Here is a 23,039-nt window from a genome sequence, read left to right as displayed (position 1 = left end):
AGTAACAAAAGAAATTCTGGCTTCGATTATGAACAAGATTAACCTTTCGGCATATCAACCTATTGTAGATATTCTGGACAATATCGTGTTTGCTAATAATGGCAACGTAGTCTTGTGCTATAAAGGTAATCTACCAGAAATCTATTCGCTTTCTGAAAAGGATTTTGAGGATATGCACGGTGCTTGGTTTCAAGCTTTAAAATCTTTGCCTGTCGGTACTGTGGTTCACAAACAGGATATCTACCTTAAAAAATCATATTCTTCAGAACAACTTCCGAATACAACTTTTCTCGAAAAAGCTACTCACAAGCATTTTAAAGGGCGTGGACATATCGAGCACAAATGTTATTTGTTCTTCATCTTGACCAAAAACAAGGCGCTTAACAATCCAAAATATGTCAATCCATTCCGAAAAGTATCAAAGAGTATAGTACAGGAACTGGATGACAATATTAAAAGCTTCGCAAACTCGGTTAGTGATTCGGTTTCCTTCATCAACAATAGCCGAAAGATGGAATTTATTTCGCTTAAAGCGGAAGAAATACAGCAACTGACAAACAGTTACTTCAACGGTTTTAATGAAGGCTATGATACTGATATTTTACTTGATAAGAAAAGCGTCAATATTGGCGAAAACCATTTTGATGCCCTTGCCATCAATAGCGAACTGTGCTTTGGCGAAAGTGTACAGAGTAGCAAAACCAATGAGAAATTCACTTCTGACGATTTTGTATTTCATCAAGGGTTTGTTGATGGCTTAGGGCTTACGCTTAACGAGAATCATATTGTTAATCAGATTATTTATTTGGACGACAAACAAAAGTGGCGCAAAATGCTCGATAAGAAAATTGAGGAACTCAATAAGAGTTCAAATTTCGGTTCGCAAAATAAAGTGGTACTTGGTAAAATCCAGCACATTCTTGACAAAATTAATGCCGATGATAATGCCAGAATCATTCGTGGTCATTTGAACATAGTGTACTGGTCTAAAGATGCCAAAGAGCTCGACAAAATAACTTCAAAAATAAAGACTGAATTTAAGGAATTGGACATCATCCCGTATTATCCAAGAGGCGAAGAACGTAAGAATTACATCCTAAATAGCTACTGCTGTTTCTCTTCTAATTTCTCAAATAATGATTTGTATGTAACCGATTTAAAGCACGCACTTTGCCTATTCATCAACAATACAAACTATAAATCTGATAACACCGGAATCATCTTTAACGACCGTGAACATAACATTCCTGTCCTGAAGGATGTTTGGGATGAAAAGAAGAAACGCATCAAGGCACGAAACTTTGCCATTTTTGCGCCAACTGGCGAAGGCAAATCTTTTTTGGCCAATAACATCTTACGCCAATATTTTGAAAGTGGTGTACGTTTGGTCATCATTGATTTAGGTGGCTCTTACACCAAGTTTGCAAAACTCTATCCTGAAAAATATACGGTGCTTCGCTACGAAAGTGGAAAGAACTTGGGTATCAATCCATTTTACATAAGTGACACAAATGACCTCACACCTGAACGTTTGGAAGACTTGTCGGTTTTCTTGTTTGAGTTATTTGCTTCAGATTTAAAGGTTACGAAAGCACAATCGGTATCGGTCAAAAAGATATTACGCCACTATTACGATAGCACTTCAGAAAATCATTCTTTAGATGGTTTTTACAGCTTTATAGAAAGGAATGAGAAAGACCTTCTGGACACCCTAAAAATCCATCCCGACTACTTCAACGTTACGAGCTTCTTACACGTAATGTCAGAATATGTCGGCGATGGTCTATATAGCTTTCTGTTTGAAGTGAGTGAAGACCAAACCTATAAAATTGAGGACAAACGATTGATTGTTTTTGAACTGGATGAAGTGAAGGACAATAAAGAAATCCTGTCCGTAATGTTAAAGCTGATAAAGTCAGCCATCCAAAGAACCATTTGGAAAAACAGAGCTGAAAAGGGTATTATCCTCTTTGATGAGTTTGCCAAACAACTAAAGTTTGAAAACGTACTGGAAAGCGTCGAGTTCTACTATCAAGCTATCCGTAAACAAAACGGTGCTATCGGCATCATTCTTCAGTCCATAAATCAGCTTCCGAACAACTCAACTTCAGCAAGTATTCTTGAAAACACACAAGTCATTTATAGCCTAAACAATGAAAAAGGCTATGGCGAATTGGTTAAAAGACTCAACCTTTCCAGCCACGATTTGAACCAATTAAAATCCATTAAAAACAATCTTTCTGGTCCACGCAAGTACACCGAAATGTTCATCAAAATTGGCAAGGAAAGTAACATTTTTAGGCTTGAAGTTCCGAAGGAAGTCTATGCGGCTTACTTAACCGATGGTCAGGAAAACGAAGAAATAATGAAGCTCTACAACGAGCATCACGATATGGAAAAAGCAATAATTCAATTCACATCTAAAACATAATATTATGAAGACAAAAATCAAAATTTTACTAATGACAGTAGCATTGACCTTATTTATGTCGGGTAACGCTACTGCACAGGGAATGCCCACTTATGACAATACCAATTTTATCAGCTTGGTAAAACAACTCTTAGAATCTGGCAAGCAGACAGCTCAAATGATTAAGTCTGTAAAATTTTTAAAAGATGCAAAAGAGGCCATCGAAAAGGTTTCAAGTGTGGTTCAGCAACTTAGAGCAGTTCAAGAAATTGCAGACAACAATCAACGCCTTATCAATGTAATGCAAAATGATTTACAGGATATTTTAAACTCGCCTTACATCAAACCAGATGAAGTTTCAAGAGTTGTGGAATCATTCGATGCCATAGTTCAAAATTCATTGGACACGGTGGATTTTATTGATGAAATCCTGTCCAGCGACTATCTAAAAATGAGCGATGCCGAACGTGCCGAAATTCTTAAAGCAAAAGAGTTGGAATCAAAGCAAATGGTTTCCAGCATAACCACTAAAACAAAACGCTATCGTGATATCATTTCCTTCAGAAAAATGCAGGATAAGGTAAATAACCGCGAAACAGGATATTAAAATGACCGCAACTATACTTTTAGGGATTGGGTTGGAATACATAGATGCGGTGTTCCAGACCATACAGAGCAGCAACTTCTCGCAATACACTATTGCCGGAATGAAAACGCTCGCTGTCCTATTTTTTCTGGTTAACATCCTGAAAAAGTACAATGAAGGTGTTGCGGATAAAGACGGTTATACTTGGGGATTGAGCCCAGGGGACTTGATGAAGAATTTTGCTATTGTCATATTAGTAATTTTCTCAACGCAGGTGTTAGGGTTCTTTGATGGGATATTGGTAGCCATCGAGGGGCAGTATAGGGGCACAGCACCTGCGTTATTACCATTACAAATGCAGGACATTCCTTTAGAGGAAGACGTAAGTCTTTTTGATGCTGCAAGCTCAGCTATGACCCTTTTATACGAAGCTTTAGTAACACCATTGTATGGGTTTAAGATATTGGCATTTATTCTAAGCACTATACTTTGGATTCTTGACCTATTCATTTATCCGTTGTTTTTGGCAGAGCGTTTTTTCCTTTTGGGGATAATGCAAGCGTTCTTCCCTTTGGTCATTAGCCTTGCAGTATTTGAAAAATTCCGTTCACTTGCTTATACATTCTTCAAGTTGTATGCTGCTGTATATATGTTAGTGCCGGCATTCTTTTTAGTCAATGTATTTGTTAACGCTATTTATACGGAAATCAACACCAATTTTTGGGTCAACTTATTTGGTACCGATACAGGTCAAGGCTTTTTTGCGCCTGTGGTTCAATTAGGTTCTGTTGCATTTATTGTTTTCCTGAAATTCAAATTGTACAAACGTGCAACGTCCTTTACGCTCAGATTGTTTACTGCCTAAGGCAGATTAAAAATAAGAATATGAAAACACCATACAAGAATATTTATAACGTCCTAAAATTGAATCGGTTTATCGTTTTGGCAGTTGTTGTTTGTGCCTTACTGTCCAGTACCTTTTCAGTTTGGATGGTATTCAATACAAATCAAAAAGCGCTCAATAGTGCTTTTGCAATCAATACAGATGGCAGTATCATTCCGCTGAAACTCGTGACGCAAAAAGAAAACTTTAGGGTTGAAGCTCTCGCACATTTGGATTTGTTCCACAATTACTTCTATAACATCGATGCCAGTAACTATGAAAGGAATTTGGAAAAAGCACTTTGGTTAGGCAATAGTTCTGTGGACAATCTTTACCGTCAGAAGAAAGCTGATGGCGTTTATAACCGATTGCTTCAGTATTCATTGGTTCAAAAAGTATTGAGTGTTGACTCAAGGATAAACGAAAATAATGGCTCGTATAGTTTTACAACCACCACCATTTTTGAAATCAATAGAGGTTCAATCATCGACACTTATGAACTGGTTTCCACCGGAAACTTAATTATGGTTGACCGAAACTTCCCAAACAATCCACACGGATTATTGATTACGAATTACTTCGAGAACACCTTAAAAAAACTAAACGATGAAAATTGAGCCGATAATCGGCATTTAAAAAACCACGATTATGAAAGTAGAAAAGAACAAAATAGTATTTGCAGCGGTGTTGGCCGTGATTTTCATATTCCTGATTTCCTATTCTGTAATGGTTATGGGCGATGATGAAAGTGAAACAGAAAACCTTAAACAGACCTTAGTGCCGGATTTGGAAGAAGACCAAAAAGAATATGATTCCAAACTGGATGCGATTAACGACTTGAAGAAAGTACGTGAAAACAATGCACCCAGCATCTACGATGAAAAACTAATCGATTCCTTGGGATTTTACGACCCAGATCTTCCAGAACGCGAAAAAGAGCGTATCGTACATAGCATCTATGAGGCTGGTAAGATTCAGTATTCAGAGAAGCGATACCAGAATTTGGGACAAAAAAGAACTGTTCGCAAAACGGTATCAACAATCGATTCTGCTGAAGTAAAGCGGGAACAAAAAATTGAAGCCAAAGAATTAGGCTTGGAACACCAATTGTTCTTTGCTGCTTCGCCAAAACCGAACGAGGTTTCAATCATTGGTAATACCGATGAAACAATTTACGTGGTAGTAGATGGCGACCAAATAGTCAAAGCGAATACCAGATTACGAATGCGCCTTACCAAAACAGCTACCATCAATGGTAAGCTGATGCCAAAGAACACAACTATTTTCGGTTTTATAAGCTTTCAACCTAATCGTGCGCTCATTGAAATTGAAAACATAAAGCATCATCCTACAAAACTCAAAGCTTTTGATTTATCTGATGGTAGTGAAGGTATTTACGTACAGAACAATTTTCGGGCAGAAGCCACCACCGAAGTCTTGGACGATATTATTGGCGATATCAACATTCCTACCGTACCACAAGTTGGTGGTATATCCAAAGTACTCAGACGTAACAACCGAAACGTAAAAGTTACGGTATTGAATAATTATAAATTAATTCTAAAACCTAAATTATGAGAGCAACAATTTTAATATTTGCGATACTGATTTCCGCTTTCGCGAAAGCGCAAACAACTACAGTTCTCGATACCATATATGCCAACGACACCAAAAACGTTGCATTATTCTTCCCTGAACCTATTCGGCAAGGCATAACCGGTTCAGATAATTTTGTTTTTACCTACAATCGTGAAAAAGAACAGTATTTTGGACTTCTTCAAGCAAAGCCTGGTAAAGAAAGTAATCTACTGGTAGTCAATAGAAATGGTTCAGTTTTTTCGTATATTGTAAGATATAAAAAACAGCTATCTAAGCTCAATTATTTCATTCCGCTATCCAATAGTATAGGGAATGAGAAACCGATTAAAGTCGATTCTATTCTTGCTGAATCCTCTGAAGAACGTGTAGATAATAGAACGTATTACTACCAACAATTCTGCTCGTATCTTCTTAATAGAAATCAGCGTATCGGTCGAATTAAAAATCGAAATGAAGGTATCGTTTTGAGTGTTGAGAATATTGTTTTTGATAAAGAAGAACTCTATTTCGTTATCCAGATTGAGAATAATTCTACCTTGGATTACGATTTGAATTTCTTGAACCTTTCGATTGAAACTCGGCAAAAAGGAAAGCGAAAATCATTGCAACGGCTCTATCAAAGACCAATTTATAAACATAATATGCCGTCTAAGATTAAAGAAAATGAAAAGGCTCGATTTGTTTATGTGATATCCAAATTTTCATTATCCGATGACCGTAGGGCAATTTTGGAATTGAACGAGAAAGATGGCGAACGAAACATTGAAATGAAACTATCACATAGATATATTAATAACCCAGATTAATACTGTTATGAAAAAAATTGTCGTTTTCTCGCTCATAGTACTATTCCTTTCTTGCGCTGATTCTGAAACTAAAACTTCAGGACCAAGTATTACAGCCCAAATTGTTATTGAAAGCTTTTATGAAAAGGATGAGGAAGCTCTAAAAGCCAACTCTACACCACAAGCATATTCTAACTATATGAATACTATAAATATGTTTAATGCTACGGTAAAGGATGATTCCAACTTTACTGTTTTGCAAGATACGATTATGGGTGACGTGGCTTGGGTAAAATATACAACAGCCTATGATAAGACACCAGGCCTTTTTAAACTGGTTAAACAAAATGGCAAGTGGTTGGCGGATGCGAGAGGCTCAAAGGATAAATCGCCCTTTTAGCTTATAACTACCTTATACTAGATAGCAAAACTTTAAAATTATTATTTATGATTTCATCTGTTTTGGAATAGGAACAGTTCCAGATTTGAGATAGATAAATAATTATTTCCTTGACATCACTAGATTTAACAGGCTTGCCTTTGATTTCTATAAAAGGCCCATCAGTTTCGGTCAAAATTTTATTTTGAGGAATTTTAGAAATTCTAGCTTGACCAGCTTTACTTTTAATCATTGCATTATTTATAGAGAAGAAAAAACCAGCGTTGGCGATTTCTACTATAAGTTTAATGGGACCTGAATACCAATGGAATATTGCTCCTTTTGCTTGAAAATCGATTAAACAATTAAGTACTTCTCTTTCAGCCTTTCTTGAGTGAATACTAAGTATTTTCTTCTTGCCTTGAAGCGCTTTTAAAATTTTTCGAAAACTGATAACCTGAATATCTTTAGTTGAAAGCCCTTCTCTGGAAAAGTCCAAACCAACTTCGCCAATGTAACTAGTTACATCAATCAATCTTAAAAATGCAGAAAATTCTTCGGAATGGTTTTCTGCATATAGTGGATGCATTCCTAATGCCAACCTTATCTTCTTTAAAGATTTGAAATGTGGTAATCCCATCTCGAAATGACTTGGAAGATTAGTTACTGAGATTACGGTTATTCCCTGTTTATCCAGTTCCCTGAGAAGTTTTTCAGGATTTGGGTATAAATCAATATGACAATGAGCATCAATCATTGGATTTTAAGTATTTCTTTCAATTGGTCATTACCTTTATCACTAATCCAATTTAAAATTTCGACCCTTGAATTATGTACTAAATTTGCATATGCATCCAGATTCGAAATCTCAATGCTACCATTTACAAGCAGATTCCGTTTAATTTCTTTTAGACTGATAGATGTTCCAAGGTAATCAAATAAAGCTTTTACATCAGGCTTAGCTTTGTTCATATCTGTTAACGTTAATAGGTCATTTCCGTAAGTGTCCGTATCCCAATTGTTTTTGTGTAATGCTGCCCTTCTATAAATACAAGGCATACAAATTCCACATTGTTTGGCATTGCGATTTTCCCAATGGACTTTGTGCCCTCTTTTACCGCAAGAAACTGATAGTGGATATGTTTTCTGAAGTATAGTTGTATTATCACAATCAACAACCATCTTCCCTTTAGTGTCCAATTTGAAGGGGTTAATTAAAGAAATATTCAAATTAGCAATTTCTAATGATTCTTGCAGTTTTCTAAAAAAGTAAGGGTGTGTCGTTCTAGTACTCAATGAACTTGTCCTTGATTTGGTCAAAGGATGATTTAAAGAAATAGTACCATTCTCTGGAATTAAAATTGTGTTAGAGGTTGGTACTTTGTTCAAGAGATACGCCGCTATTCCAATGAATAGTATTGATCTACTTCTCTGATTGGCATCTTTTGTTATCTTATCTCCGTTAATATATCTCTGGGAAAGACCAACGGTTGCTCTAATATGTTTGTATTTATTCTCAAAGCTTTTTTCAAATTCTTCCAAAATAAGAGTTTGGTCTTTTTTGGGACCAGTATAAGTAGGGTCAAAATGAGATACCAGCAATCCTATTTTACCATTATCTAGACTATTCAATTTGTTGATAACCCCTATCAATGAGTCAAGACCGCCTGAAAATAGACTGACGAACTCAATATTGGGATAATTATATTTTGGTATGTTACCCTTCCTGCGGTTTTTCCTAGGTAAATAAAGCACTTCTACCTCCAATTGTCTAAATGTAATAGACCATACATCTCCTGTTAAAAAGCCAAGGGTTTCTTCGAGCTCAGTTATAGCAAGTTTCCAATAATCTATATTCTTTACTGGAAATTCAATTTCAATCTCTCTAGTCCAACCATTATACGAGTACAGTTCTCGTGAAAGTAAATCGTCTGTGCCATATACGATTGCAGCAATAAGAAAAAAATCAAACCCTACTGATGATGTCTCCTTTGTAAAATCATATAAATTATGAAAATGAGCAATATTCAATTGTGCTTTTTTCTGCACTCCGTCTATTTCCTGGCATAAGAATGTCTCCGAAAATTGCCCATCCTTTGCGGGATTAACTTCTATTTTAATTCTCATCTTCAAATACTTTTAAAACATCCTCTTGTATGTTTTTTATTACCCTATCTCCATCATCGCCACCCCAATCTATTTTGTCTAAGGAATTCGTTTTATTCATTTCAGCTAAGCTAGAATTTATAAAGTCTTTAATCTGCTTAAAAAGACTTGAACATTCCGTTTTACCTTTACTTTCTACAAGCTTTTCATAAAACATTATTGACAGATGTTCTAAAACATAATAGCTAAAATATTTAATTATTACTTCTTCCAGAGACTCACTATCAAGGGTTGATTTTAACGATGTTTCTAAATCCTCTGCGGTTTCAGTCCCTGCAGCTAATTCTTCCAATAATCTTCGCGTGGCTTCTTTGGCAGCACTATCGTCAATAGTAGACGCGGGACCACTACAGTATTCTATGAGATGGTTAATAATATCTTCAGCTGACTTACTTTTTAAATCAGTAAGACCAATCGATTTTAGAGCTTCTGAAAGATTACCACCATTAGATGAAAAGCTACCTAAAAATCTTCCGATATTTTTGGCATTTCTAATACCGCTTCGACCTGCAATTCGAGAATTACCTCTTCCTGCTCGTTTTGAACCGCCAACCACTCGGACAAATTTCCCTGTTATATTTCTAAGGTTGTCCGTTGGTATCTTCGCTGTTGTGCAATTTCGTGTAACCTCACTACTAAGTTCGCCCCATTGGGGTTGACCTTTGACCGAAGCTGAATATGATTTGGATGTGCCCATACTTATTTATTAAATGCCTTTGCTACCTTAGATTTAGATGTTGATAATAATTCTGAAAGAAAGTCTCCCAAAACTGGATTCTCTTTAAAACTTCTCAAATCAACGCCAATGGCAGGTGGTATTTTTGCTAAATCTACTAGGTTAAGTAAATATTTATATGACTCATCAGAACCTCTAACACCTTCTTCTATCATAAATTGAAAAAGCTTATACGAAAGGGGACTTTCTTGATTTCTTTGGGCCATTGCTACAGAGAACTCAAGGAACTGATTTAATTCCGATTCGTTTAGCAACATAACATCTTTCTTGATTATTGCCTTTGTTGCTTTAACTGGCAGACCTTCTTGATTCAGCTTATTATATGCGGATTTGATGATAGGCGGAATTAGGCTTGCGCCGGCAATAGTAGACGAGATATTATCTCTGGAAATCCAAAAATAATCACGTAAGTCTATTTCTGATAAAGCAGGTTCTACTTTTAACCATTTAACTACTTTATCTTTATTCCAATTGCTATAATCACTTTTGCCCAAATACTCTTTGAAATCCGCTTCAGACGATTTGGAACACTCGGTTTCCAACTCTAAAATTTGATTCGGTCTACCGTCTTTGGTAGATTGCCATTCATATAACTTGACGAACAAAGGAAGTTCCGTATATTCGAGAATCATTAATTTCGCCAAAATAGATTCATCAAATCCAGATATGTTTGCGACTTTGGCCAGTCTATTCCTTAAAATAAAAGTGTTTAAAAATCTCTTAATTTGCCTTGGATTGCCATATAAACTTTGTGTTATGATTGATGATAGGGCGGGAAGTGAGCCCAGACTCTTCGATAGTTTTTCAAATTCAACTGTTCCGATTACGCCCTTAATATTTGCCAGTCCAAAAACACTATATCTATCATTTTCTCGATAAGCGTAGAATGTTTCCAGTACGGTATGAAATGTTTCGGTAGTTAGTTCTCGTTTGCAAATAAGTAAAGAAATATAAGTTTCTACCTCAGAGTCTGACAACTTGGGTAAATTATAGGGTACTTGAATTAGCTTTTCTAAATAATCACTAACAATTCTATTTCCCGTCCCTGGCTCAACATCCCTAACTTTAAACCTATGGGAAATCGCATCTCTTACTATTCTTGGGTCTGCACCTATTATGAAAGCAGTATTCTCCACATTGAGAAAAAGCTTAATTGCTTCAAGATTTTCAATAATCCTATCTGGTTGGCATCGGTCTAAGTCATCTATGATTATGACAAGCTTACTTATTTTAGATTCCTTTATTAATTCCTTAAAGTTTTCTCTAAATTCTCGAACTAACATAGACGGGTCTTCCTCTGGCAAATCTTTTACCAAAGATTTCAAAAATCCTTCCGCTTCGTCTCCTTTAAGTTTATCGATTATATCAGAACTATCAATTTTGGAAAGCTTTCCCGCTAAAAAAGGCAATATTGATACTCCTCCGGTTAAATAGGCACTTGCAACTGGCAATGCAATATTCTTAAAACCCAAACCTAAAATACGCATCCAATTAACTGACTTAATTAGCTTCTTGGCCTTTTGTTTTACTTCAGGGGCAAATCTTTTGTTTTCTTCGAACTCTTTAATAATAGATTCTAAGAGTGCGGCTTTAGCATCATCATAACCTTCAAAAAGCCAACCATTAAAGTAGAGTACAAATGTCCCATCCTCCTCTTCTTTTAATTGTTCGCTTAAGATTTTTAGTATACTGGATTTACCACTACCCCAATCGCCGAAAACACCCATTGTTATCGGCAATAAGTCAGAATCATTTATTACCTCGGCAATCAAATCCGCGTGTACTTTAAACCCTAAAAGGTCTTCAGTTGTTTCATTATCAGACCACATATATTGTCATTATTTATTCAAACGACAATATAGTAAGATTGTTAAAGTTTTTAACAAAAAATCAATTTATTGTTTTATATCTATATGATATATAAATTGTTGAAGAAAACAATTCTCAGAGTTTTTTATCGAGATTGATTTCCCAATAGCCTCGTGTATCGCCTTGACGCACTAACAAACCTTTATTTTTGATAGCTATAATGTGTTTGCCAACAGCAGATTCATTAATACTTAAAGCTTCAGCTATTTCATTATAGGTTATTGAAGTATTAGCAGCAATAAGTTTAAGAACTTCTTTTTGTCTTTTAGTTAGAGCTTCAGTCTCATCAATTACACCACCCATTACACCACCTATTTGACCACCTTCTTCAACAGCAGTTTCTTTAGCTGTAAAAGTCATTCTAAGGAAGTTGTCTGAAAATTTAAAACTCTCTTTCCCATAGTGTTCCAAAATACGAGGGATGCCAGAGCCCAATTGCTCTACCAGTTCCAAATCCTTGAAAATTCGCATCAGTTCCTTGTTGCGCGGGACTGAGAAGCCCTCGTAAAATTCCTGTTCGCTTAATCCTTCCGGAAGACCACCAGACGAAGTGATTTCAATTCTATCCCTAAAGATTTCAAACTTTGGGGTTATTTCATTGGTGTAGTCATTATGCACAAAGGCATTAATAATGGCCTCGCGTAAGGCGATGGGATTCCAAAGGTTGGCTTGTTGTCTTTCCTTAGCCGTTATTTTTGTATTGGTTCGGTTCTCGACAGCAATTTTATCTATCACTTGCTTGGTGGCTTTGACCAAACATTCGTGACCATACTCGTTGCTTTCTATCAAGTCTGTTCGGGTTTTGCCCGAATACTTGGCCACTTTAATAGAAGTGTTATTCTTATCTGCCAAAAGATAGCCGGCATAATTGAATGCGCCATCTTCGGTAAGTAGTTCCAAGTTTTTTGCAAAAGCTTTACCAAGGGTGTGTCCCGATTCTTCGTAGTAGATTTTCAACTGACTAAAGCTTAAATCCTGCCGACCCGCTTTAATTTTGCTGATGGAATTTCGGGTACGTTTGGCAAAAAGCTCGTCTATCATTTTTTGTGGCATCGGTTCAGCTGCTGAACCCAAGCGAATGAAACAACCTTTTTCGCTCATCCCATACTTTTTGAGATAATAGGGTTTTTCAGGATCACTCGCCACGATGATTTTTAAGATGTTCTTGCCCTCTCGTTCCTCGCTCACAATATCAAAAAGACCTAATGCAGAAGGACGAATATTGTTCTTCAACCTATCCTTAATCTTTAACTGGTCGCCATCCGCATCAGGCAAACCGTAAGTGTTCCCTTCCTTATCAATACCGATATAGATAATGCCACCTTCACGATAGTTCAAAAAAGCAACAACCTCTTTTTCAAGTCCATCGGACAGTTCACGTTTGTATTCTATGCGGTTTGTTTCGGTCATTATTTAATCAAAATCTGACAGTAAAGATAATGATATTAAATTGTGAGAAATGATTTTAAAAAAATCACAATAGAATTATAGTAATTCCGAATGCAGGAAAATGTTTGTTAAATTTACAAGTTTACTAACCATCCACTTGCTTATGTATTTATCAAAACTTGTAATCAAAAATTTTAGAGGAATCAAAGAAATGATTCTCAACTTTAATCGTAGCATTAATATATTAATCGGGGAAAACGGAAGTAACAAATCGGCAGTTATTGATGCTATTAGATTGCTCTACAATATGGGCGAACCCATTAGAGATATTTCTGTAGGTTTTCCTGATTTTCACGAAAGTATAAAAACAGATGCTCAGGGTAAATTAACGATAATGCGGGCAGATAAAATTACCATAATTTTTCAGTTCAAAGGTTTATCGGCGTCACAAAAAGGTGCATTGTATGAGTATATGGTAATTGACCCTGAAGACGATACAAATGAATATGCACAAGTTGCGCTAACTTACGAGGATAAAGGCGGAAAATATCCTATTTCATCTTATTATACTGGGAATGTTGAAGGTCAAAAAGCAGACTACAGTACATTCGCAATTTTTCAGCATTATTACTTGAGTGGTTTAAGGGATAGCACCAGAGATTTATTGACCAATAGAGGAAATGTTTTAGGTCGCGTTATTAAAAGGCGAGTTGAAAAAAATGAAACAGAAGATGTCATCGAGGGCATAATGCGTACAGCTAATGATGAACTTTTAGCCCAAGTTGAAGTTTCGGAAACCCGTGATGGCGTAAATAATAATCTCGCTGGAATTTATCAGCGCTTTAAAGATAACCAGATTGGACTTCAAATTGAGCAATCAAAAACCGAATATATCGTAAACGCCATAAAACCCTTCTTACCGCACGATAGGGTTAGTTTGGCAGGCGATGGCTTTTCGCTTTGGCAGAATAGTTTAGGACAAAATAATCTCATCTACATAGCAACAGTTCTTGGTGACATTAAGGACCAAATAAAAGATAATAAGGTACCTCACTTCGCCCTGCTTATTGAAGAACCCGAAGCACATTTGCATCCACAACTTCAGCTAAGTCTTTATAGTTTTTTGAGAGATTCCAGCAAATCCAAAAACAGTCAATTATTCATTACAACACATTCCCCCACTTTAACTTCTAAAGTACCTTTAAAGAACCTAATATTATTGGATGGTCAGGCCTTTCAATTGAGCAAGCAGTTTAAAGATAGGGTTTCAGAAAAGATTATAGAAGACACCGTTAAGGATAAGGAATTAACCCAAGCAAATTTTAGATTCAGACAAAGACAGTTGGAAAGGTATATAGACGTGACAAAATCTCAATTACTGTTTGCCAAAGCAGTACTATTTGTTGAAGGTATTTCTGAAGAACTTTTAATATCAGCTTTTACAGCCATAAAGAAATATCGTTTGGAAGATTACAGAATAGAACTGGTCAATATTGGTGGCACAAGTTTTTATCCCTTTATACATTTGTTCAATTCGAGTCAACTATACAAATCCATTGACAAACCAGTTTCCATTTTAACGGACGACGACAAGTTTTCCGATTCAAAGAAAAAAGAATACTCTTTTAAAAAACTTCTTGCCACAGATTATGAAAAACTGGATGAACTGGATGATTCAATTCAGGCGGCGGACGTATCATCGAGAATTCCAAATATCACTTCCGCAATAAATGGCAAAGACACCATAAAAATTTTCTCTGCTGAAAAAACTCTTGAATATGAATTGGCACTTGCAAATATTCCAAACACAAAAGAGGGAATTGAAAACAACTTTCTATTTAAGTATATCAACAAAATAAGGCCTAAAAAAGCTGAAGCTATCCTTGAATATGTGGATGCCGTGATTGACGAAGAACTTACAGAGGAACAACAGAGAAAAGTAGCAATACTATTGTGGAAGTCGTTTCCGGCTAAAGGCGAGTTTTCTCAAAACTTCTCTCTATACATTCTTAAAAACATACGGCGAGCTCGAAAGGAATTCGTAATTCCAAAATACATTCGAAAAAGTCTAAAGCATTTAAAAGGGTAAATATGGAATTGGATGTTACAGACGAATTGCAAGCATATTTTGATGCTAAAGGCAAAGTTGTTTTAAATGCGTGCCCAGGTGGTGGTAAAACAACTGCAATTGCTCAAAAGATTATCAATCTTGAAGATGAGTATAAAAAAACTTATGGTAATCACTCAGGCATTGCTTGCATCTCATTTACCAATGCAGCAAAGGATGAGCTTAGTCTTACTTATAATCAACTTTGCGGTGCTAATTTGCAGTACCCACATTTAGTTAGCACAATAGATAGTTTTATAAATACTTACATTACTTTGCCATTTTACTATCTTCTTGAGAGAAATTTTGCAAGGCCTCAAATTTTGGAAAGTAATGCACGTTTAGATTCCTTTTGGAAAACGAAATACACAAATAAGAAAGGTCAATTGGTTGACGGACTCAAAAATCCGATGAATTCTTTAAAAGCTAAGTCCGGAAGAAGTATCTATTATCAATATTTACCATCTACAATAAGATTAGAACCAGATGGAAGCTATTCTGTAAACGGAAACGCACCGTCTGAAGACAAAGTCGATTTGAAAGCTTTTGAAAAGTATTGTAAATATATAAAAGGATGGCAGTTTGAAAATGGGCTTATAACCACTAATGATTCGGCATATATCGCATTACGACTATTGAGAAAAAATCCAAAAATATGTAAATGGCTGGCGAGTAGGTTTCCACACATAATTGTTGATGAGGCACAAGACAACTCACTTATGCAACATCAGATCTTTGAAGAATTAAATAGCCAAGGATTAGAGAATATAGAATTTATTGGCGACCCTTATCAAAGCTTATACGAATTTAGAGACGCTAACCCACAATTATTTTTAGACAAATATAATAGCGATGATTATGTTGGTTTAGATTTATCAAACAACAGAAGATCGCCACAACATATCATAGATTGTTTTTCTCTATTGAGACCCGAAGATGAACGAACTATATTGGGTGCCTGTAAAACAGATTTAAAAGAATCTATTCTTATCTACAAATACAAGGATGGCGATAGAGGCGAAATCATAAATCATTTTGAAGAATATTGTATCAGTAAGGATTTAAAAAAACTTAAGGTAGTTGTTCGAGGTAATAGTATAAGAAACAAAATGTTGGGTAGAGATGCACAACAACGCCCTTGGCACAACCAATTAGCTTACGACCTTATTGCTGCCAAAATTGAATTCGACGATAAAAATTTGAAAGATGCCATTAACATAGCAAGAAACATTGTAATTCGTTTAGAAAATAGAGCATTGTCTTTCGTTGATTTTGGACATTTGCGAGCTGAACTTAAAACAGATTATCTAAACAACGCCCGTATTATAAAATTTGTTGAAGGATTACCAGAACTTTTAAATACAGTAGAGGATTGGTCAGAACTATGCCCAGCTTACGTAAAGAAAGCTCTAAATCTCGATTATGACATAGATTTTGGAATGAAGAAAACTTCCAGATATTTTGACAAGGCTACGAGAACTGAGGCTGTCTCGGCTCATTTCAATCGGGTAGATATTGAAAAAACAAGCTCGTTAACCACAGTTCATCAAGTTAAAGGAAAAACATTGGATGCTATTCTAATATTTTTTGATGAAAAAAACCACGCAAGTAATATTAATTTTAGAGATTTAGAGCCTGATGCTGACGGATTCATAAAAGAAAAGAAACGTATCATCTACGTGGCAATGTCAAGACCTAAACACCTTTTGGCTATGGCGTTTCCTCACAAAATTAGTGATAAGCAGTTGATTGAAAAGTTCGGGCAAGATATTTCAATCATTAATCTTGATTGAAACTTTGTCATTCTTCAACTAAATATCGACTTCGCCTCTTCATAAACTCGCTCAAAATTTGCCGATAAATCTGCCTGAGAATATTGCTTGGTTTCATTGGGAAGTTCCCTTTTAATAACGGCTAATTTAAACTGCACCTTCTTATCCTTCCCATCAGCATAGGTAATAAACTCGCCCTGTTTCAATCTAAAAAAGACATCGGCTCTTATCTTTGGAATTTCTTTTTCTCCAGTTGTAATCCTTGTATCAAAATCCAGATTGTGACCTCGGCTTATACTTTTAGTTGGGTCTTTTATAATCTCAAAAAAGCGTTCGTAATATTTAGCCGTGTCAGGGTCATTGACTTTCCCAAAAAACTGATAGGACAGGTTACTCAAAATCGCCTTGCTTGCTTTATCTCCATACATCATATCATTCTGAATTTTATCCTGCATTACGTAAATAGTAGCAATATCATAGCTACGCAACGTTGCCGGAATACGGTGCATATTTAATAATCGTATGGTAGGCGCTTCTTCCATCAACAAAAATGAAGGTTTGGAATTTCGCACGCTCATTTGTTTGGTAATGGTGTGAATAATGATAGCAATTACAGGCGAATAGGAGGTTTCGAATTTGGGGTTGTTCACGATTGAAATCACTGCTGGATTTTCTTCGCTATTTATATAGAGTGGCACTTCATCAGCAGATAGTGCCATAAAAATCCGTTGGGTACTAATTCGTTTCAGAGCATTTGCCAGGGTGCTTTTTACACCTGCGGTCTGTCTTTCAGAATCCTTACCACTGATAAAAGCATCTGCCATTGCCCTCGATGTCGTATTGGTTTCCAAAAACTGGATAAGGCTTTCCGTGTCCAGATATTGATAAATTGCAATCAAATGTGGAAGGGTGCAAAATTGTGGATAGTCGGTTTTCAGTTTCCAAATCAATCCACCTATCAAACCTTCCGCAGCATCATTAAAGAATTTTGTTGTTCCTGTAGTTCCACTTTCTCTTTGTTCCAAAAGGTTTTCAATCAACACCCGTGACACTTCATTTACGCTTTCCTCGTTCTCTAAATAACGTGGCGCAATAGGATTTACCCTATCAATGATTTTATCAAAAGAAATGACCTTAAAAGGAATATTACCATCTTTAAAAAGTGGATAAGCCATTTCGGTCAATTCAAAATCTTTGTAATCGTGAATAATCCCGCAAAAACTTTCTTCTTGGAAGTGTTTCAGGAATCCATACACAACACTCTCGGTCTTTCCGCTTCCGGCAGAACCAATGATTGATGCACCACGTTTGATGTTATCCAGTTTGAAGTTTCCTTTTGTGGTAGCAAAGTTGACCTGATATTTAGCATTTCCATTTTTATGCTTGTCCGTTTTATGCAAGAAAACATACATTCCTATATTAATTAGTATGAGAGGGCAAGCCAAATAGAGTGCTACCATAATCAATCGGGTTTCTTCGCTTAAATAAAACACGAGAGTACCAAGCATCAGAAAATTAATGATGAATGCATATCTGCTTACTCTATACATTCCATAGAAAATAGTACTGGCCAAACCAATAATTGAAAGTATCGTTATAAAGTCGTTTATCAGCATACTCATTAGATTCCTATGGAACTTGATTTGATGGCCACTTCCGCACCACGTCGTAGCCTATTAAATATTTTCATTGCCAATTGTGCTTGCGTGACCGGAATACTCGGCATTATTGGAATATTACTTTCACGCATTAATTTGAACGCAATCGCTTTTTCATTGGTTGGCAATTTCATCAACGATGCAAAATAGATTTTCGGATTTTTGATGAAATCCTTTCTTGCCTTGTAGGTTTCAGCAAAGTTTCTTTGATAGCCAAAAGTCTTGTCAAACCTTTTCTCGGCGCTTTCAAAAAATTTATCTCGGTCAAAGCCACGTTTTACGTTCTTGCCGTGCATTTCAACTTCGGAAGCTTTATGCTTGCTCCCTGGCGAAAGACTAATAGAATTTGAAGCATCCTTTCTGCTTACAATAATATGGATGTGGCTTTGGTTTCCTGCCTTTGACATTCCCTGGACAATTCGTTTTCCATTTTGTTGATGTGGTGCTTGTCGTTCCAGCTTGGCAATTTCTTTTTTAATCCTTTTAATATTCCCTTCAGCTCTTCCTTCTTGGATATTTCGTATTTCAGTTTTGAGCTGAAGTATTTTTGTAGCGTAAGGTTGGTTTTCTTTAATCTGAATGTCTGTGCCTTTGAACGTTCGTTGATGTTCAATTTTCGCATAATATTTAATATCATTGATGGTTATGGGTCGTCCGTTGATTTCCCGATTAAAAGATGCCACATAATCCTTCATCAGCTCACGGGTGTACTTTTTTAAATCTTCGCTGCTGTTCTGAAGTTTTCGCAATTCATACTTTGACGGGCTGACCGTAATCGAATAAAACTTGGGTTCTTTCTTTTTCAATTTTGCGGTGTTTCCATCAATTTCCTTTACCACTTCTTCAGCGGAAATCTCATCGCCATATTGATTAAAAAAGTGTTCCATATCCTGTTGTTCCAAACCTTGATTTTCTTTCTCTAAATAGCCAACAAAATCGCCTGAACTTTGTGAGTAATTTGCACCCAATTTTTGAGGTGTGATTGTGATGTACATAGCTCAAATATTTATAGTTGATTACTTGGATTTTGCTTTTCGCGAAAGCGTACTTCCTTTTTTTCATTGGCGTATTTCTTTTCTACAATCAGCGATTTTTTCTTTGGTTCTTCTGTTTCAAAAAGGGATTGAATCATAGCCACCGTAGGTTTGGTTTGTGTCTTTTCGACGTCTCTCATTATGGCTATAACTGCATTGATTCTTTTTAAGAGTTTTGCTTCGATGGTTCGCCCTGTTGGACCCAATTTTTCCTTTGGGGATATTTCATTGTAGAAGAAAAAATCGAGCATCGTTGACATTGCCTCGGTGTGCGATTTGAAGTAAGTACGTGAGAATGTTTGGAAACGTTTTGCGGTTTCCTTTTTGAATCTAATTCCGATAAATGAGTCCATATTTCGCCGATTTGTCGCAAAATCTTCCCTAAAAATGGGCGTTTCAAGCCCGTTTGTCGCAAATCGTTGATTGTCAGGAAATTAAAATATTTTCAAATCGCTGGTAATCAGCTATTTGAAAACAAAAAGGAATCCGAAACATCGCGCAGCGTGTTACCCTCTTGCTATTCCTTTTCGTCCCGCACGCGGGACGAAAATCCATACAATCCGGCTAAAAAGCCGATTGCCATTTTCAGGGAAAATGATTTTCCGATATGTTATTTTTCGATGTGTAAGGTTATCGGCGAAAGTCGAAAAGTGGATAACCCTACTTAAATTTGAATGCTGAATTTCAGCGAAATAAAGATACGTTTTTTTCTTGACTTGATATTAATTGAAAGGAAAAACACCTCTAAAAATTCAGAGGTGTTCGATTTAAAAATTGATAAATTATATGTTGAATACGTATTTATAGGAATACAAATTCCGCAACGCTTCTTCGTCCAACATCTTGTCCAAATTGGTATTATGCTTCGTTGTATAATTCATTATATCCTTGCCGTATTTTTCCTTTACATCTTCTTTGGAACTGGCAATTAATCGCTCTTGTGTTTCCTCGTTCAAATCGGTAAAATTTAGATATATCATAACGTCCGATTTTAATATTCGCTTGGTAACATCAGCGTATCATTTACAAAAAATAACCGCAGTTCATCGAGTGGAAAATCGGTTGCCCGATACCCGTGTTTTTCCAAAATATTATCATTACCATCGCTGTAAATTATCTCGGCTTCGTAACCAGAATAATCCTGTTTTTCTTCGGATAATCTTTTGAAGTCTATGGTTACAAATTCGCTTCGGTTCATTAGACTTTTTGCTATTACGGAAGTGTCCGTAATGAGCCAAAAACAGTCCGCTACATTGGCAAGATATTTTAGCCCGTCCGTAAAACGTGTTCTCAATAATGGGATTTGGTAGAACATTTCCGTTCCGTGAAAATGTTGTAATCTTTCTTTGATTTCGTTAACTTGTGCTTTCATTTTAATTTGATTTAAAGAGTTAATAATGAAAAAGAGGGCGCAACTTTCGAGAATAACGCCCTCTTAACTTTTAGATGCTACTTGTCATTTTTTGACCCCAGCAATAGGATTTCATCGGCTACGACTTCCGTAACATAGCGTTGGTTGCCATCATCGGTTGTGTAGGTTCGGGTCTTTAGTTTCCCTGTAATTCCTACTTCCTTTCCTTTTACAATATAGTTTTCTACAATTTCAGCGGTCTTGCCCCAAGCCACTACGGTATGCCAGTTGGTGTCCGTTTGCTTTTCGCCTTTGCCGTCTTTGTAATACTCGTTTGTAGCGAGTGAGAAGCGGGCAACTTTCTTACCGCTTTCAAGGTTCGTAATGGTTGGCTTTTGTCCAACGTTTCCAATTAACTGTACGTGATTTCTAATAGTACTCATAACTAAATATTTAAGTGATTTATATTTCCCCTATTGATTTAAAACAGATTAAATTTTAAGGGGTGTTTGTTCTTTTCTTCTGTGCACAGCACAATGGATAGAGTGGGTTTTGTCAAGACTTTTAGGGAACAAATCAGGTGTGTTTGCGACGTAGTAAAACCCTTGGGTTTTCAAGGAAGTAGAAGCCTTATTTTTCACTAAAACTTGTATAGTCTTGACAAGTTCCATAAGGGCATTAGCAATTCTTTTAAACACAGTTGCGTTTGAGCGTACCGACAGTTAAGCGAAATAAGCAGCTGGGTTTAATCTAGAATTGGTTATGTCGTGCCTGTTTTTCGACGCCCCGAAAAACAACAAAGGCTTTATCCATTATAAACCCCTTAAAATGTGTAAGGCAGCGGTTCGGTTTTTAAGGATTTTCGAGTAAGGGCTCAAGAAGACCGCGCCGAAAATCCTGTTAAGAAAATCGAAGTGATGACTTTCCGATGAAAAGCGGACTTGATTCACAATTTTGGCATAGGAATGAAGTGTCCCTTCCCAGCATAGCGGAAGGGTTAACGGAATGGAAAGCTGAAATTGGGGATTGTGCCCAAGACCTTAGTAGAGAAGCTCTTTTCTCGGAATGAAGTGGTTACCTGCTTTTTCAGCAGGCAGGCGTGGAATGAAGGGAAATGTGCTTAGCGGGTTATTAAAACGAATTATCCTCTTTAGCAGAATTTAAAGCGGACTTAATTTCAAAGATGTAGATTGGGAATGAAGCGTTTCCCGCTTTTGGGCGGGATTAGCGTAGTGGAAATCGGAATCTTTGGGATTGTGTCCAAGACCTTGTGCAGTGAAGCGCTTTTCCCGAAATGAAGTTTTTTACGGAATGTAGGGGAATGGGCTGAGTGGTGTTACTATTGAACCTTTAAAGAGCAAGAACAAAAAAATCCAGTTTGAGGTACTGGATGAACCTTTTGGCTTTAGGCCATTTCATAAACTTCATCGAACAATTTCTTGTCCAACCGCTCTTGTTGGCCAAAACTTTTCTTTAAAACATTATGAAGTACTGAATTAAAGGCATTATAGCCCAGCCAAAGATTAGGTTGTTCATTAAGCAACAACGCTTCATAGTTCAAGATTTCGATGACCTCACGAGATTTTTTCGACGGGTCGCTATTCTTGTCGCTACATTCGTATCGGAACAGTTTCGTTCTGTCAAGAATTGCCCTTACGAACTCTTGTGTATCGATGATTTTAAATTCCTTCATCTTGTCGAATTTCTTGGTAATGGTATAGAATTCATTGTCCAGAAACTTATCGAACAGATTGCTTAACCTGGGCATTATCAGGTGTGTATTGTTCTTACTGTGCTTGATGGAAAACTCAATTTCCGCTTGAGAGACGTGCAAGCCATTGGAACATACTTCTCTGTAAAATCCAAAGTGACCAGAGGTCTTTTCACTACCGTCATACGAGTTTTTGAACCGAAGCATCGGTAGTATCAAGTCTTTATGGTTCTTAACTGTAAACTGGCTTTTGTCGTCGATGATAAAGTCGGTAATGAACGACCTATCATTTTTGTTGATGGTGCGTTTGTGGAAGTTCAGATGTGCATCGGTCAGCATTTCCTCGGCTTTCCTGAAGAACAGTTGATTCGGAATATGGCCATAGCTGTTCGAGACAACATTGACGATTTTGCCATTAGAGATGATGACATTTTCAAGCCCTCGTCGGGATTCCATCTGGGTCAGACTTTTTAAGGATTTCATTTCTGATGGTACGAAGATTTCATCCTGTTGCAAATTTTGTAAATACATAGCTTTTGAATTTAGATTAAACAATATTTGAGCAGTACCCAAACGGAAGCTAAAATCTCAGCTCAAAAGGAAA

21 protein-coding genes are annotated in these 23,039 nt (G+C 36.5%); 9 read left to right on the top strand and 12 right to left on the bottom strand.

Annotated elements, in window-relative coordinates:
* Nucleotides 1-28: 28 nt before the first annotated feature.
* The 7 genes from DHD80_RS10320 to DHD80_RS10290 are packed head-to-tail and all read left to right on the top strand — an operon-like array spanning nt 29 to nt 6,663.
* Nucleotides 29-2,431 carry a TraG family conjugative transposon ATPase gene (locus DHD80_RS10320; protein ID WP_251741087.1) on the top strand — a complete coding sequence of 801 codons (2,403 nt, stop codon included), beginning with the start codon at nt 29-31 and terminating at the stop codon, nt 2,429-2,431.
* Nucleotides 2,432-2,435: 4 nt separating this feature from the next.
* The gene (locus DHD80_RS10315) at nt 2,436-3,017 is read left to right on the top strand and encodes a conjugal transfer protein (protein WP_251741086.1); all 582 of its coding nucleotides are present in this window, start codon (nt 2,436-2,438) and stop codon (nt 3,015-3,017) included.
* 1 nt (nt 3,018) lies between these two features.
* Nucleotides 3,019-3,861 (top strand): hypothetical protein, encoded by an 843-nt coding sequence (locus DHD80_RS10310; protein WP_116769713.1) that lies wholly within the window; start codon nt 3,019-3,021, stop codon nt 3,859-3,861.
* Between the two features lie 20 nt (nt 3,862-3,881).
* Nucleotides 3,882-4,496 (top strand): conjugal transfer protein TraK, encoded by a 615-nt coding sequence (locus tag DHD80_RS10305; protein WP_251741085.1) that lies wholly within the window; start codon nt 3,882-3,884, stop codon nt 4,494-4,496.
* Nucleotides 4,497-4,527: 31 nt separating this feature from the next.
* On the top strand, nt 4,528-5,457 hold the full coding sequence (traM, locus tag DHD80_RS10300) for a conjugative transposon protein TraM (RefSeq protein WP_251741084.1): 930 nt from the start codon (nt 4,528-4,530) through the stop codon (nt 5,455-5,457).
* Nucleotides 5,454-6,284: a DUF4138 domain-containing protein gene (locus tag DHD80_RS10295; protein ID WP_251741083.1), complete on the top strand. Its 831-nt coding sequence runs from the start codon at nt 5,454-5,456 to the stop codon at nt 6,282-6,284. Before traM ends, DHD80_RS10295 begins: the two co-directional genes overlap by 4 nt.
* A gap of 7 nt (nt 6,285-6,291) precedes the next feature.
* Nucleotides 6,292-6,663: a hypothetical protein gene (locus DHD80_RS10290; RefSeq protein WP_251741082.1), complete on the top strand. Its 372-nt coding sequence runs from the start codon at nt 6,292-6,294 to the stop codon at nt 6,661-6,663.
* Nucleotides 6,664-6,670: 7 nt separating this feature from the next.
* Here DHD80_RS10290 and qatD read toward each other — a convergent pair whose 3' ends face one another.
* From qatD to DHD80_RS10265, 5 genes are all read right to left on the bottom strand, one after another.
* Entirely contained in the window at nt 6,671-7,399 is a 729-nt protein-coding gene (qatD, locus tag DHD80_RS10285) for a Qat anti-phage system TatD family nuclease QatD (protein WP_251741081.1), read from the bottom strand.
* The gene (gene qatC / locus DHD80_RS10280) at nt 7,396-8,769 is read right to left on the bottom strand and encodes a Qat anti-phage system QueC-like protein QatC (RefSeq protein WP_251741080.1); all 1,374 of its coding nucleotides are present in this window, start codon (nt 8,767-8,769) and stop codon (nt 7,396-7,398) included. The genes qatD and qatC overlap by 4 nt, the downstream gene beginning before the upstream one ends.
* Nucleotides 8,759-9,505 (bottom strand): hypothetical protein, encoded by a 747-nt coding sequence (locus DHD80_RS10275; protein ID WP_251741079.1) that lies wholly within the window; start codon nt 9,503-9,505, stop codon nt 8,759-8,761. The genes qatC and DHD80_RS10275 overlap by 11 nt, the downstream gene beginning before the upstream one ends.
* Nucleotides 9,506-9,507: 2 nt before the next feature.
* The gene (locus tag DHD80_RS10270) at nt 9,508-11,373 is read right to left on the bottom strand and encodes a P-loop NTPase fold protein (RefSeq protein WP_251741078.1); all 1,866 of its coding nucleotides are present in this window, start codon (nt 11,371-11,373) and stop codon (nt 9,508-9,510) included.
* Between the two features lie 115 nt (nt 11,374-11,488).
* Nucleotides 11,489-12,823: an RNA-binding domain-containing protein gene (locus tag DHD80_RS10265; protein WP_251741077.1), complete on the bottom strand. Its 1,335-nt coding sequence runs from the start codon at nt 12,821-12,823 to the stop codon at nt 11,489-11,491.
* Between the two features lie 100 nt (nt 12,824-12,923).
* On the opposite strand from DHD80_RS10265, the gene DHD80_RS10260 reads away from it, so the two are divergent.
* Nucleotides 12,924-14,891 (top strand): AAA family ATPase, encoded by a 1,968-nt coding sequence (locus tag DHD80_RS10260; RefSeq protein WP_347709967.1) that lies wholly within the window; start codon nt 12,924-12,926, stop codon nt 14,889-14,891.
* 2 nt (nt 14,892-14,893) lie between these two features.
* On the top strand, nt 14,894-16,702 hold the full coding sequence (locus tag DHD80_RS10255) for an ATP-dependent helicase (protein WP_251741075.1): 1,809 nt from the start codon (nt 14,894-14,896) through the stop codon (nt 16,700-16,702).
* Nucleotides 16,703-16,716: 14 nt separating this feature from the next.
* Here DHD80_RS10255 and DHD80_RS10250 read toward each other — a convergent pair whose 3' ends face one another.
* From DHD80_RS10250 to DHD80_RS10220, 7 genes are all read right to left on the bottom strand, one after another.
* Nucleotides 16,717-18,297, bottom strand: coding sequence for a type IV secretion system DNA-binding domain-containing protein (locus tag DHD80_RS10250; protein WP_251741074.1), 1,581 nt, complete (start codon nt 18,295-18,297; stop codon nt 16,717-16,719).
* 5 nt (nt 18,298-18,302) lie between these two features.
* Nucleotides 18,303-19,334, bottom strand: a complete 1,032-nt coding sequence (gene mobB, locus DHD80_RS10245; RefSeq protein ID WP_251741073.1) for a MobB family relaxase — start codon at nt 19,332-19,334, stop codon at nt 18,303-18,305.
* 11 nt (nt 19,335-19,345) lie between these two features.
* Nucleotides 19,346-19,726 (bottom strand): BfmA/BtgA family mobilization protein, encoded by a 381-nt coding sequence (locus tag DHD80_RS10240; RefSeq protein ID WP_251741072.1) that lies wholly within the window; start codon nt 19,724-19,726, stop codon nt 19,346-19,348.
* A gap of 429 nt (nt 19,727-20,155) precedes the next feature.
* A complete protein-coding gene (locus DHD80_RS10235) occupies nt 20,156-20,353 on the bottom strand; it encodes a hypothetical protein (protein ID WP_251741071.1) in 198 nt (65 codons plus the stop codon).
* Between the two features lie 11 nt (nt 20,354-20,364).
* Entirely contained in the window at nt 20,365-20,745 is a 381-nt protein-coding gene (locus DHD80_RS10230) for a DUF6876 family protein (protein ID WP_251741070.1), read from the bottom strand.
* 77 nt (nt 20,746-20,822) lie between these two features.
* On the bottom strand, nt 20,823-21,167 hold the full coding sequence (ssb, locus tag DHD80_RS10225; RefSeq protein WP_251741069.1) for a single-stranded DNA-binding protein: 345 nt from the start codon (nt 21,165-21,167) through the stop codon (nt 20,823-20,825).
* A gap of 962 nt (nt 21,168-22,129) precedes the next feature.
* Nucleotides 22,130-22,966, bottom strand: a complete 837-nt coding sequence (locus DHD80_RS10220; RefSeq protein ID WP_251741068.1) for a DUF932 domain-containing protein — start codon at nt 22,964-22,966, stop codon at nt 22,130-22,132.
* Between the last annotated feature and the right edge of the window lie 73 nt (nt 22,967-23,039).

Source organism: Gramella sp. AN32 (assembly GCF_023718305.1).
Classification (GTDB): Bacteria; Bacteroidota; Bacteroidia; order Flavobacteriales; family Flavobacteriaceae; genus Christiangramia; species Christiangramia antarctica.
This window is presented reverse-complemented; position numbering and strand designations above follow the sequence as displayed.

Bases quoted from the DNA above. Each gene is read 5' to 3' on its own strand.
- mobB (WP_251741073.1), bottom strand. From the start codon at position 19,334: ATGTACATCACAATCACACCTCAAAAATTGGGTGCAAATTACTCACAA.
- qatD (WP_251741081.1), bottom strand. From the start codon at position 7,399: ATGATTGATGCTCATTGTCATATTGATTTATACCCAAATCCTGAAAAA.
- DHD80_RS10310 (WP_116769713.1), top strand. From the start codon at position 3,019: ATGACCGCAACTATACTTTTAGGGATTGGGTTGGAATACATAGATGCG.
- DHD80_RS10265 (WP_251741077.1), bottom strand. From the start codon at position 12,823: ATGACCGAAACAAACCGCATAGAATACAAACGTGAACTGTCCGATGGA.
- DHD80_RS10290 (WP_251741082.1), top strand. From the start codon at position 6,292: ATGAAAAAAATTGTCGTTTTCTCGCTCATAGTACTATTCCTTTCTTGC.
- qatC (WP_251741080.1), bottom strand. From the start codon at position 8,769: ATGAGAATTAAAATAGAAGTTAATCCCGCAAAGGATGGGCAATTTTCG.
- ssb (WP_251741069.1), bottom strand. From the start codon at position 21,167: ATGAGTACTATTAGAAATCACGTACAGTTAATTGGAAACGTTGGACAA.
- DHD80_RS10295 (WP_251741083.1), top strand. From the start codon at position 5,454: ATGAGAGCAACAATTTTAATATTTGCGATACTGATTTCCGCTTTCGCG.
- DHD80_RS10230 (WP_251741070.1), bottom strand. From the start codon at position 20,745: ATGAAAGCACAAGTTAACGAAATCAAAGAAAGATTACAACATTTTCAC.
- DHD80_RS10240 (WP_251741072.1), bottom strand. From the start codon at position 19,726: ATGGACTCATTTATCGGAATTAGATTCAAAAAGGAAACCGCAAAACGT.
- DHD80_RS10255 (WP_251741075.1), top strand. From the start codon at position 14,894: ATGGAATTGGATGTTACAGACGAATTGCAAGCATATTTTGATGCTAAA.
- DHD80_RS10235 (WP_251741071.1), bottom strand. From the start codon at position 20,353: ATGATATATCTAAATTTTACCGATTTGAACGAGGAAACACAAGAGCGA.
- traM (WP_251741084.1), top strand. From the start codon at position 4,528: ATGAAAGTAGAAAAGAACAAAATAGTATTTGCAGCGGTGTTGGCCGTG.
- DHD80_RS10275 (WP_251741079.1), bottom strand. From the start codon at position 9,505: ATGGGCACATCCAAATCATATTCAGCTTCGGTCAAAGGTCAACCCCAA.
- DHD80_RS10250 (WP_251741074.1), bottom strand. From the start codon at position 18,297: ATGCTGATAAACGACTTTATAACGATACTTTCAATTATTGGTTTGGCC.
- DHD80_RS10315 (WP_251741086.1), top strand. From the start codon at position 2,436: ATGAAGACAAAAATCAAAATTTTACTAATGACAGTAGCATTGACCTTA.
- DHD80_RS10270 (WP_251741078.1), bottom strand. From the start codon at position 11,373: ATGTGGTCTGATAATGAAACAACTGAAGACCTTTTAGGGTTTAAAGTA.
- DHD80_RS10320 (WP_251741087.1), top strand. From the start codon at position 29: ATGAACAAGATTAACCTTTCGGCATATCAACCTATTGTAGATATTCTG.
- DHD80_RS10220 (WP_251741068.1), bottom strand. From the start codon at position 22,966: ATGTATTTACAAAATTTGCAACAGGATGAAATCTTCGTACCATCAGAA.
- DHD80_RS10260 (WP_347709967.1), top strand. From the start codon at position 12,924: ATGTTTGTTAAATTTACAAGTTTACTAACCATCCACTTGCTTATGTAT.
- DHD80_RS10305 (WP_251741085.1), top strand. From the start codon at position 3,882: ATGAAAACACCATACAAGAATATTTATAACGTCCTAAAATTGAATCGG.